A 10,776-nucleotide genomic window follows, 5' to 3' on the forward strand; every position below is an offset into this window, starting at 1 on the left:
CCATACGGTGAGGAAGGGCACCTTGCCAACGCTTCCGATAGAGGAAGGGTCCCTTCCCAACGCGGGACAGTCTTCCACCAGAGAGTCCGTCGTCGGGGCCCGTGCACGGGCAACGTGGCGGAGGTCATCGACCCGGATCAGGAGTCGGGCCCGGTCCGGCCCGACGAGCGGCGGTACGACCCCCACGCTGCCGCCGACCGCTCCCGCCTCGGAGGCGGACGACGAGCAGCGCCAGGGTGGCACCGGACAGCGCCGCCGCGGCCAGGAACGTGCCACGTGTCGAGGTGGCCGCCTGGACCGAACCGAGCAGCAGCGGCGAGACGAACAGGCCAGCGAAGGTGGCGCTGGCCAGCAGGGCGGTGGCCTGGCCTCGTCGGGCGGGTGGGGCGTGTTCGGCCACCATGACGGTCAGTGCCGGCACGGCCAGTCCCATGCCGATCCCGAACACGGCTGGTGCGACCAACATCAGCACCGGCGCACCGGTCAGCCCGAGGGTGATCAGCGCGGCCGTGAAAACGGCGAGGGTGACCGCGAGCAGCCGCAACTGGCCCAGGCGGGCCCGGATCCGCGGGTAGCCCAGGCCAACAATGCTCATGACCAGCGACGGGGTACCCGTGAAGACCGCCACGACGGCCGTCTCGGTGATGCCGACCTCGGCCAGCCGCAGCGGGAGGAACACCAGCACCCCGTACAACAGCAGGCTGGTCACCGCCTGGAGGCCGTAGATCCCGACGAGCGCGGGGTGGCCGCGGAGCAGATTCCACAGCGACCCCGACCGGCCCGGGCGGCCGGCCGACACGTCGCCGGAGGCGTTGGCGGCCCGGCGGCCGGGAAGTGCCCACAGCGTGACCAGGCCGAGCGGCACCCCGAGCAGGTAGACGCCGAACGGCGCGTGCCAGGAGATCCCGCCCAGCACCCCGCCCAGCAGCGGGAACAGGACTCCGCCCAGGCTGATCGCGGTGGACCGCCAGCCCATCGTCCGGTCCCGGGCCGCCCCCTCGTGGAGGTCGAGCAGCCCGAGCGTGGTCCCCGCGAAGACCAGCGCCGCACCGACGCCGAACAGCAGGCGGGTGGCGATCAGCAACGGATAGCTGTCGGTGGCCAGACCCGCGCCGCCGGCGAGGCCGTACAGGATCAGCCCGAGGGCCAGCGGGGTACGCACGCCCCACCGGTCGATGGCGCGGCCGACCAGCGGGCCGGCGAGAGCGAGGGAGAGTCCGTGCGCGGTCAGGACGAGCCCGGCGGCGGTGCCGCTGATTCGGAGCTCGGTGCGGATCAGTTCGACCACCGGGGTCAGCACCGCGCCCGCGAGCACGGTCAGCAGGGAGCCGGCGAGCAGGACGGCCAGCGCCGTCCGGCGGCCGGCGACCGGGGCGGTGGTGGGCGCCGCGACGCCGGTCACGAGCGGGCCGCCGGCCAGGTGAGCGGTCCGTGTCGGCTCCATGACGTGAGTCTTCAACCTCAACCACAGTCGAAGTCAAGCTGCCAAGCGGCACCGCCGAGAACCGCGGAGGTGGCGATGGCCCACTGGGTGCCCAGCCGACGGGATTTACCAGGCAGGAGCGTTGTCGGCCATCCGTCGGGCCGTCCCATTTGCGGAACTGCCGGCTGATCGGCCGGGTCCGGTCAGCTGGATGGCGGTGCTACGGATGCGCCGCGGCCTCCGGTGTGCGAGCCTCGTCCGAACCATTTTTCACGGGGTCGTGTCACTTGTTAACCGCCGGGTGTACCCAGCACAGCAGACGGTGACGCCGCCCAGTTCCGGGGAGAAACACTGTGCCGAACCTTGACGTCGCACTGAAGAGTGCAATGAGCATCGACGGCGCGATCGGCGCCGCACTTGTCGACTACAACAGCGGCATGACGCTCGGCGTGGCCGGAGGCACCGGGGAGATCGACCTGACCGTCGCCGCCGCCGGCAACACCGACGTCGTCCGCGCCAAGCTGCGCACCATCGAGATGCTCAACCTGAACGACGAGATCGAGGACATCCTCATCACGCTCGGCAGCCAGTACCACCTGATCCGTCCGTTGACGAGCCGCACCGGCAAGGGGCTCTTCTTCTACCTGATGGTGAGCAAGAGCGGCGCCAACCTGGCGATGGCGCGTCACCAGCTGCGCACCATCGAGAAGAGCCTGGAGCTGTGAGCGGGATCGGCGGCACCGAACCCCCCCTTCCCCGCCGCGCCGCCCGCGACACGGACACCCTGCCGCCACCGCGCCGATTGCCTCCGTCGCTGGCCGGGAACACGGCACTGCCGTACCCGGCGATCGGGCAGGAACTGGCGGAGCTGCGCCTGCACATCCCCGGGGTGCACGGCTGCGTCCTCGGCGGCGTGGACGGCCTGCTCATCACCCACAACCTGCAGACCGAGGTCGACCCGCACGACCTGGCGGCCCTCGCCGCCACCACGTACGGGCTGGGTCGGCAGGTCGGGCTCCGGCTGGGGCAGGGCGACTTCCAGCAGTCCACGGTCCGCAACGCCGACGGCTACCTGAGCGTCTACGCGGTCAGCCCGCAGGCGCTGCTCGCCGTGGTCGGCGAGGACAGCATCAACGTGGCCCGGCTGCACCTGCACGCCCCGGGGGTGGCCACACGGCTCGCCGGCCTGCTGGACGAATCCGCGCACGCCACCGGCCACAGGTCCTGAACGGAAAGGACTGGTTGACCCGGAGGGCCGGGTGGTCGGGCCGCGCGGGCCTCCGGAATCCGCCTCACCGACGTACCGAAATGGATCGTCGCTCCACCGCCCGCCGCCGTACGCTGCGCCAATGCTGCTACGCATGTCGACCCTGCTGCTCCGGACCCTGCGCGAGGACCCGGCCGACGCGGAGGTGCCGAGCCACCGGCTCCTGCTGCGGGCCGGTTACATCCGTCGCGCCGCACCGGGCGGCTACACCTGGCTGCCGCTGGGCAAGCTGGTGCTGGACCGGATCACCGAGGTGGTCCGGCAGGAGATGACGGCGATCGGCGACCAGGAGGTGCACTTCCCGGCGCTGCTGCCGGCCGAGCCGTACCGGACCAGCGGCCGGTGGACGGAGTACGGCGACGACATCTTCACCCTCGCCGACCGGCGCGGCGCGGAACACCTGCTCGCGCCCACCCACGAGGAGTTGGCCGCGCTGCTGGTGAAGGACCTGTTCACCTCGTACCGGGACTTCCCGGTGACGCTCTTCCAGATCCAGACCAAGTTCCGGGACGAGGCTCGGCCCCGCGCCGGCCTGCTGCGCGGGCGCGAGTTCCTGATGAAGGACGCCTACTCGTTCGACCTCGACGAGGCGGGCCTCACGGCGGCGTACGAGCGGCACCGGGGCGCGTACCGGCGGATCTTCGACCGGCTCGGGCTGGAGCACACCGTCGTGCACGCGACGTCCGGGGCGATGGGCGGTTCGGCGTCGGAGGAGTTCCTGGCGGCGACACCCGTCGGCGAGGACACCTTCGTCGGCTGCACCGCCTGCGACTACGCGGCCAACACCGAGGCGGTGACCACACCCGCCCCGCCGGCCGGCGACCCCGACGCGCAGCCGGCGGCCCAGGTGCACGACACCCCCGAGACCCCGACCATCGCCAGCCTGGTCGGGCTGGCCAACGCCCGGCGGCTGGGCGGGCGGGACGACTGGACCGCCGCCGACACCCTGAAGAACGTGGTGCTCGCCCTGCGCCACCCCGGCGTGACCGAGCCCGAACTGCTGGTGGTCGGGTTGCCCGGCGACCGCGAGGTCGACCTGAAGCGGCTCGGCGCCTCGGTCGCCCCCGCCACCGTGGACGTCTTCGACGGCTGGGACGCCCACCCCGAGCTGGTCCGTGGCTACCTCGGCCCACAGGTGCTGGCGAAGCTCGGCATCCGCTGTCTGGTCGACCCCCGGGTGGTGCCGGGCAGCGCCTGGCTGACCGGCGCGAACGAGCCGGGCCGGCACGCGACGGGGGTCGTCTGCGGCCGGGACTTCGTGCCTGACGGCACGATCGAGGCGGCCGAGGTGCGCCCCGGCGACCCCTGCCCGGCCTGCGGCAGCGGCGAGCTGACCACGCGGCGGGGCATCGAGATCGGGCACATCTTCCAGCTCGGTCGCCGCTACACCGACGCCTTCGCCGTCGACGTCCTCGGCCCCGCCGGCAAGCCCGTCCGGCCGACCATGGGCTGCTACGGGATCGGCGTGTCCCGCGCGGTCGCGGCGATCGCCGAACAGCACCACGACGAGCGGGGACTGGTCTGGCCGGAGTCGGTCGCGCCGTGCGACGTACACCTGGTGGTCGCCGGCAAGGGGCCGCAGTTGGAGGCGGCGCTGGAGCTCGGCGGGCGGCTCGCCGCCGCCGGCCTGCGGGTGCTCGTCGACGACCGGACGCAGGTCTCCGCCGGGGTGAAGTTCACCGACGCCGAGCTGATCGGCATCCCGCGCACCGTCGTGGTCGGCCGACGTCTCGCCGACGGGTACGTGGAACTTCGCGACCGGGCGTCCGGCGAGCGCGTCGAACTGTCGGTCGACAAACTGGCGGAACTGCTCGTCGATCGGGTAGACCGGGAGCGCGGGGACGTGGTGTAGCGAATGTGTCACGGGGTACCGCAGTCTGATCGACTGAATGCGTTCTGGAGGCTCTCATGACCGGTTACCGGGTCAGCGACGTGATGACGAAGCAGGTCATCTACCTGCCCGCCGAGACCACCCTTGACGAGGCGGCCAGGGTGATGAAGGAGGCGGACATCGGCGACGTGGTGGTCACCGACGGTGCCACTCTCGCCGGCATGCTCACCGACCGGGACATCGTCGTCCGGGCGGTGGCCGAGCGCAGCGACCCGGCCAGCACCACGATCGGCTCGATCATCACCCGCGAGGTGGTGATGATCGAGCAGCACTCGACCGCGGCCGAGGCGGCGGCCCTGATGCGGGAGCGGGGCATCCGGCGGGTGCTGGTCTGCGACAGCGACCGCAAGCTGGTCGGCATCGTCTCCCTCGGCGACCTCGCCATGCAGCTCGACCCCAGCTCCGCGCTCAGCGACATCAGCGAACAGGCACCCACCGTCTGAGGTGTCAGGAGGGGCTCCTTCCTGACACCTGCGGTAGAGGAAGGAGCCCCTCCTGACGGCGGTAGCCTCGGGGGCATGTCATCCATGCCGGCCAGGCTTTCCGAGATCGTCGACGAGTTCGCCGACGCGCCCCGCGACGTGGTGCTGGAGATGCTGCTGGAGTATGCCGACGTCATCCCGCCGCTACCCGCCGGCTCCGCCGACCGGGAGGGCATGGAGCAGGTGCCGGAGTGCCAGACGGCGTTCTTCCTGCGCGCCCGGGTGACTTCGGAGAAGACGGTGGAGACCCTCTTCGACTGCCCGCCGGAGGCGCCCACCACGCGCGCCTTCGCCGGCATCCTCGCCGAAGGGCTGGCCGGGGCGAGCGCGGACGAGGTGCTCGACGTGCCCGACGACCTCTACCAGCGGATGGGGCTGGCCCAGGTGATCAGCCCGCTGCGGGTGCGTGGCGGCACGGCCATCCTGGCCCGGCTCAAGCGGCAGGTCCGGGAACAGATCGGCTGACCGGAGGGTTGTCACCCGGCATGGAGATCGAGATCTACGCCGACGTCGCGTGCCCCTGGTGCTACATCGGCAAGCGTCGGCTGGAGCAGGCCCTGGAGTCGTACGACGGCGAGGTGACCGTCCACTACCGGCCGTTCCAGCTCGACCCGTCGCCGGTGTCGGAGCCGCGTCCGCTGGTCGACGCGCTGGCCGCGAAGTTCGGCGGGCCGGACCGGGTCCGACAGATGTTCGGGCAGGTGACGGAGGTGGCCTCGGCCGCCGGCCTCACGCTCGACTTCGATCGCGCGGTCACCGCCAACACCTTCGACGCGCACCGCCTGGTCTCGTGGGCCGCGGACCGGGGCCGGGCCGCCGAGCTGGTCGACGCGCTCTACCGCGCCCACTTCACCGACGGCGTCGACGTGGGCTCCCGGGACGCGCTCGCCACGCTCGCCGCCGAGGTGGGCCTGGACGCGGCCGAGGCACGCAGTTTCCTCGACTCCGACGAGCGGGTAGCGGAGCTCTCCGACGAGCTTGCCGCCGCCCGGCAGATCGGGGTGACCAGCGTGCCCACCTTCGTGCTGGCCGGCAAGTACGCGGTCACCGGCGCCCAGGAGCCGGAGACGCTGCTCGCCGCCCTGACCGAGGTGGACCGCCGCGAGGCCGAGGCCGACTGAGTCGCCGACCCGGCGACAGGCATCGATCAACGTGATGTTTCACGTGCAACGGTATCGACGCTCATAACGGGTCAGGCAGGCCTGGCCAGCCCTTCCACCACGCGGGCGCCGGGCAGCGCACCGAGCGCCGACCCGGGCAGCGCAATCTTGCTGTGCCGTACGCCCGAACCGATGATCACGTACGGGGCGGCGACCACCCGCGCGTCGACCAGGATCGGCCACTGCTCCGGCAGGCCGATCGGGGTGATGCCGCCGTACTCCATGCCGGTCAGCTCCACCGCGTCGGCCATCGGCGCGAAACTCGCCTTACGGACGTCGAGCGCCCGGCGGGCCACCCCGTTGACGTCGGCGCGGGTGGTGGCGAGCACGACGCAGGCCGCGTAACGGACCACCCCTTCACGCTTGCCGGCCACCACCACGCAGTTGGCCGACTCGTCCAGCCGTACCTCGTACGCGGCACAGAAGGCGGCGGTGTCGGCGAGCTCGGCGTCGATCGGCGCCACCAGCACGTCGTCGATGTCCACCGGCGCCTCGGCGGGCCACTGCCCGAGGGCGGCGGCGACCGGCGAGGCAAGCAGGTCGAGCCGACTACGGGCGGGTTCTGTCTTCAACGTCCCCATCACGACTGCGATCCTCGCACCCGGCCACCCCCACCGCCCGCCGGAACGCCACGCGTCCCGAGGACCGGTCCCCGCCCGCCGGAACGCCACGCGTCCCGAGGCCCGGATCCCCGTCCACCGAACCCACGCGTCCTGTGGGCGGATCCCGTCCATCGGGAGGACGCGTTCCGAAAGGCCGGATTCCCGTCCGCCGGTGACCGGTCACCGGCGGACGGGACGGGCGAGCCGGTCAGTTGCCGGTGAGGAACCCGTTCTCGCGAAGCATCGTGCGGTCCCGGGCGACGGACAACTCCTCTGCCCGCTCGGCCTGGACCCGACGCGTTTCCATTTCTTCCAAGGCGTGACGGACGGCGAGCCGGATCACGCCGTAGAGGAAGACGAACCCGGCGACGTAAAGGATGACGGTGGTGACCATGGCGAACATGGCGTCACGTTAGGCCGGACATGAACGCGCAGGCCGTTCATCTTGCGCCGGTTCCCCCGTACGTGTCGGCGAGGTGGTCGGCCCAGGTCCGGGTGCCCGTCGGGGTCGCCCCGGTGATGAGTCCACCCGACCGCAGGGCGCGGCCGAGCCTCCCGGGTATCCGGATCGGGAGCAGCGGGCGGCAGGACCGCCTGGCGGCCGTCCACGCGTGGACCGCGTCCTCGAAGCGGAGCACCTCCGGGCCGCCGTACTCCTCGATGCCGCGCAGCGGGCCCACGGTGAGCCGCCGGACGAGGCGGTCCGCGACCTCGCCGGGGTCGACCGGTTGGGCGAGCACCGCCGGGTCTCCGAGCACCGGGCCGAGCCGGCTCGCCCCGCGCAGCATCCCGTCGAGGAACTCCGGGAACTGGGTCGCCCGCAGCACGGTCCACGGCACCGTCCCGGCCGCCACGACCTGCTCGGCGGCGAGCTTGTGCCGGTAGTAGGGGATCGGCACCCGGTCCACCCCGACGATCGAGACGTAGACCAGGTGCCGTACGCCCGCCTGGCCGGCGGCGACGACCAGCCGGCGGGTGCCGAGCACGTCGACCCGGTGGGTCTGCCGCCCCCGGTTCGGTGCCGAAGCGAGGTGCAGAACGGCGTCCACGCCGGCCACCGCCTCGGCCAGCCCTTCCCCGGTGGCCAGGTCGACCACCACCCACCGCACCGACGATCCGGTACGCGCCCGCCGGCTCGTCGCCCGGACGTCCCAGCCCTCGGCGCGCAGCCGGGGCAGCACCACCCGCCCGAGCCGACCGCCCGCCCCGGTGACCAGCACCCGCATGGTTTCCTCCCGCTCCGGCCGTCGCGCGCCCGCCGCCCGACGGTGGTGGTGACGGTGCCGGGCCTCCGTACGTGACCGGCTGTGCGGCGGGTCACCGGAGCAGGTCGGCCGCCGTGATCAGCACGAAGAACCCGATGACGATCTCGCTCACCACCCACGAGTGCTGTTGGGCCCAGTCCCGCATCCGGGGCAGCACCGCCTCGGCGCGGTGGCCGAGCAGCAGCAACGCCAGCAGCGGCAGGCCCAGCAACGTCAGGGTGAGCAGGACGAACGGCAGCAGGTGCCACCAGGACAGGTCGTGCCGGGCGGCGCTCGCCCCGACGGTGAGCATGGTGAGGTCGTCCGTCGGCATGGCCAGGAAGAGCAGCACGCCGAGCCGCAGCGCATACCCCGGGCTGGCCTGTTGGAGGCCACTCATCCACTTCGGCGTGCCGGTGGTGTGCCGGCGCAGGAAGACGACCACCGCCAGGACGACCAGCAACGCCAGCACCACCACGTCGATCCAGCGTCCGACCGTTCGGTGCCCACCCGAGCCGGCCCCGATGTTGATGTTCACGACCCGGATGAGCAGCCAGCTCACCGTCACCCCGCCCGACACCACGAGCCCCGCCCCGGCCAGGTAGCCCAGCGACGCGGCACGCGGCCGGTCGGCCGAGGCGAGGAAGACCGCCGCGACCAGCTGCGTCCCGGCGACCATCACCACGGCCATCGGCAGGATGGTCAGGAAGTTCATCGCCCGCCCATCCTCCCGGGCGTACGGTCCGGACCGGGCCGAATCGGCGCATCCCCCGGAGATCGGGGGATCGGGACGTCGACGGGTCCGGTGCCGACCACCAGCGCCGGGGCCGGCACCGGACCCGGCGGAGGGCGGTCAGCCGGCGCGGATCCCGGACACGCCGGGCACCACCCGGCCCGCCAGCACGACGCCCAGCAGGGCCAGCCCGCAGGCCACCGCGAGGGTGCCGGCGTAGCTGCCCGGTCCCGGAGCCGCACCGGCGGCGAGCACCGCGCCGGTGAGCGCCAGCACGGTCGCCGCGAAGAGCGAGTCGCCCAGTTGCAGCGAGGAGCTGTTGCGGCCCTGCTCGCCTGGGGCGGACAGTTCCAGCGTGAGAACCGACAGCGAGGGGTAGAGCAGACCCATGCCGAGGCCCGCGCCGGCCCAGCCGAGCACGCCGACCCAGACCGGCACCGCCGGCGCAACGGCGAGCGTGACCACGGCCGTGCCGGCGGCGATGCAGATCAGACCCGCCCTCGGCAGGGTGGCCCGGGAGCGCGGCGCGGGCATCCGCCCCTGCGTCCAGGCACCCGCCGACCAGGCGAGCGCGCCGGTGGTCAGGACCAGGCCGGCGGCGGTCGGCGACAGCCCGCGCTCCCGGGAGAGCATCAGCGGGATCACCACCTCCGCGCCGACGAACGCGGCCGCGGCGAGCCCGCGCAGTCCGATCACCGTGGGCAGTCCCCGGCCGGCACGCAGAAACCCGGCCGGCAGCAGCCGGGGCGCGCAGACCAGCAACCCGACCAGCGCCAGGGCCACCAGCCCGACGGCGGCAGCGCCGCGCTGCTGCCCCCCGACGTGCAACAGTGCGGCGCTCACCGCCGCCCCACCGGCCCAGCCGATCCGGACCGCCGCGCCGGCCGGCAGCCCCGTCACCGTGGTCGCGCCGACCGCGCGCAGACCGGGGTGGATCAGCAGCACCGCCGGCACCGCCACCGCCGGCACCGCCAGGAAGACCCAGCGCCAGCCGAGGTGTTCCACGATCAGGCCGGCCAGCGCCGGCCCGACCAGCGACGGTACGACCCACGCGGCGGCGAACGCCGCGAAGATCCGCCGGTGCAGCGCCTCCGGGTACGCCCGCCCGACGATCACGTAGAGCGCCACCGAGAGCAGGCCGGAGCCGAAGCCCTGCACGGCACGACCGGCGACCATGACGCCCATGCTCGTGGCGCTGCCGGCGAGCACCAGTCCCAGCACGAACCAGACGAGCCCGTGCCACATCGGAGCCCGGGGACCCCGCGAGTCGCACCAGATGCCGGAGACGACCATGGCGAGCACGCCGGCGGCGAAGGTGCCCCCGAAGGCGATCCCGTAGAGGGCCAACCCGTCGAGACTGCGGGCGACGGTCGGCATGGCGGTGCCCACCGCCAGCGCCTCGAAGGCGAGCAGCGAGATCAGCGCGACGCTGCCCACCGTCATGGCCCGCAGCCGGGGCGCGAGGAGTCCGGCCTCGCCGGCGACCGGGACGGTGGGGGCGTCGGCTCGTGGAGAGGACCGCCTGGCTGACCGCGCTGCCGTGTCGGTCACCTCCGGCCCGCCGGACGCGGCAGCCACCGCGGCCGGTGGCCGCCGCGGGCCCGTGGATCCGACAGGCCCGCCTCGGCGCGGAGCAGTTCGATCAGCATGTGCTCAGCATCGGGCCTCAACCCCGATTGAGGTCAAGGGTGACCCGGCTCTCAGGCCGCCTCCAGCGCGTCCCCGAGCCCCTTCGCCAGCCCCGACAGGTGCTGGTCCGCCAGCACGTGCCCGCCGCCGATCACCAGTGCCACCGGCCACTCGACGATCTGGAGCGCGGCGAGCAACCCGACGCCCGCGTAGAAGGCGAGCCGGTCCGGCGAGGGTACGGCGACCTCGCCCAGCAGCGGAATCTCCACCCGCCGACTGAACGCCCGGATCGTCTCGTGCGTCCCGCTGAGCTGTCGTGTCAGTGTGCTCATCCCTGCCTCCCCG

13 protein-coding genes are annotated in these 10,776 nt (G+C 73.0%); 6 read left to right on the plus strand and 7 right to left on the minus strand.

Annotated elements, in window-relative coordinates:
- Positions 1 to 124: 124 nt before the first annotated feature.
- Positions 125 to 1,444 (minus strand): MFS transporter, encoded by a 1,320-nt coding sequence (locus tag GA0070608_RS09540; RefSeq protein WP_091625296.1) that lies wholly within the window; start codon positions 1,442 to 1,444, stop codon positions 125 to 127.
- Between the two features lie 332 nt (positions 1,445 to 1,776).
- Between GA0070608_RS09540 and GA0070608_RS09545 the strand changes: the two genes are divergently transcribed.
- The 6 genes from GA0070608_RS09545 (at position 1,777) to GA0070608_RS09570 (ending at position 6,184) form a co-directional block, all read left to right on the plus strand.
- On the plus strand, positions 1,777 to 2,148 hold the full coding sequence (locus GA0070608_RS09545) for a hypothetical protein (RefSeq protein WP_091625300.1): 372 nt from the start codon (positions 1,777 to 1,779) through the stop codon (positions 2,146 to 2,148).
- The gene (locus GA0070608_RS09550) at positions 2,145 to 2,651 is read left to right on the plus strand and encodes a roadblock/LC7 domain-containing protein (RefSeq protein ID WP_245715747.1); all 507 of its coding nucleotides are present in this window, start codon (positions 2,145 to 2,147) and stop codon (positions 2,649 to 2,651) included. The genes GA0070608_RS09545 and GA0070608_RS09550 overlap by 4 nt, the downstream gene beginning before the upstream one ends.
- Positions 2,652 to 2,772: 121 nt before the next feature.
- The gene (locus tag GA0070608_RS09555) at positions 2,773 to 4,542 is read left to right on the plus strand and encodes a proline--tRNA ligase (protein ID WP_091625304.1); all 1,770 of its coding nucleotides are present in this window, start codon (positions 2,773 to 2,775) and stop codon (positions 4,540 to 4,542) included.
- A gap of 56 nt (positions 4,543 to 4,598) precedes the next feature.
- On the plus strand, positions 4,599 to 5,024 hold the full coding sequence (locus GA0070608_RS09560) for a CBS domain-containing protein (protein ID WP_091625309.1): 426 nt from the start codon (positions 4,599 to 4,601) through the stop codon (positions 5,022 to 5,024).
- A gap of 75 nt (positions 5,025 to 5,099) precedes the next feature.
- Positions 5,100 to 5,528 carry a SufE family protein gene (locus GA0070608_RS09565; RefSeq protein WP_091625313.1) on the plus strand — a complete coding sequence of 143 codons (429 nt, stop codon included), beginning with the start codon at positions 5,100 to 5,102 and terminating at the stop codon, positions 5,526 to 5,528.
- A 20-nt stretch (positions 5,529 to 5,548) separates the two neighbouring features.
- The gene (locus GA0070608_RS09570; RefSeq protein WP_091625316.1) at positions 5,549 to 6,184 is read left to right on the plus strand and encodes a DsbA family oxidoreductase; all 636 of its coding nucleotides are present in this window, start codon (positions 5,549 to 5,551) and stop codon (positions 6,182 to 6,184) included.
- Positions 6,185 to 6,255: 71 nt separating this feature from the next.
- Here the strand turns inward: GA0070608_RS09570 and GA0070608_RS09575 are convergent, their stop codons facing one another.
- The 6 genes from GA0070608_RS09575 to GA0070608_RS09600 form a co-directional block, all read right to left on the minus strand.
- Positions 6,256 to 6,804, minus strand: coding sequence for a YbaK/EbsC family protein (locus GA0070608_RS09575; RefSeq protein ID WP_091625320.1), 549 nt, complete (start codon positions 6,802 to 6,804; stop codon positions 6,256 to 6,258).
- Between the two features lie 229 nt (positions 6,805 to 7,033).
- Complete coding sequence (locus tag GA0070608_RS09580; protein ID WP_091625325.1) at positions 7,034 to 7,228, minus strand: hypothetical protein; 195 nt, start codon at positions 7,226 to 7,228, stop codon at positions 7,034 to 7,036.
- A gap of 37 nt (positions 7,229 to 7,265) precedes the next feature.
- The gene (locus tag GA0070608_RS09585) at positions 7,266 to 8,051 is read right to left on the minus strand and encodes an SDR family oxidoreductase (protein WP_091625328.1); all 786 of its coding nucleotides are present in this window, start codon (positions 8,049 to 8,051) and stop codon (positions 7,266 to 7,268) included.
- 91 nt (positions 8,052 to 8,142) lie between these two features.
- The gene (locus tag GA0070608_RS09590) at positions 8,143 to 8,784 is read right to left on the minus strand and encodes a GAP family protein (RefSeq protein WP_091625331.1); all 642 of its coding nucleotides are present in this window, start codon (positions 8,782 to 8,784) and stop codon (positions 8,143 to 8,145) included.
- Positions 8,785 to 8,922: 138 nt separating this feature from the next.
- On the minus strand, positions 8,923 to 10,245 hold the full coding sequence (locus GA0070608_RS09595; RefSeq protein WP_091634734.1) for an MFS transporter: 1,323 nt from the start codon (positions 10,243 to 10,245) through the stop codon (positions 8,923 to 8,925).
- Between the two features lie 257 nt (positions 10,246 to 10,502).
- Positions 10,503 to 10,763, minus strand: coding sequence for a hypothetical protein (locus GA0070608_RS09600; RefSeq protein WP_091625334.1), 261 nt, complete (start codon positions 10,761 to 10,763; stop codon positions 10,503 to 10,505).
- Positions 10,764 to 10,776 lie beyond the last annotated feature (13 nt).

The sequence above is a fragment of the Micromonospora peucetia genome (genome assembly GCF_900091625.1).
In the GTDB taxonomy this organism is placed as follows: Bacteria; Actinomycetota; Actinomycetes; order Mycobacteriales; family Micromonosporaceae; genus Micromonospora; species Micromonospora peucetia.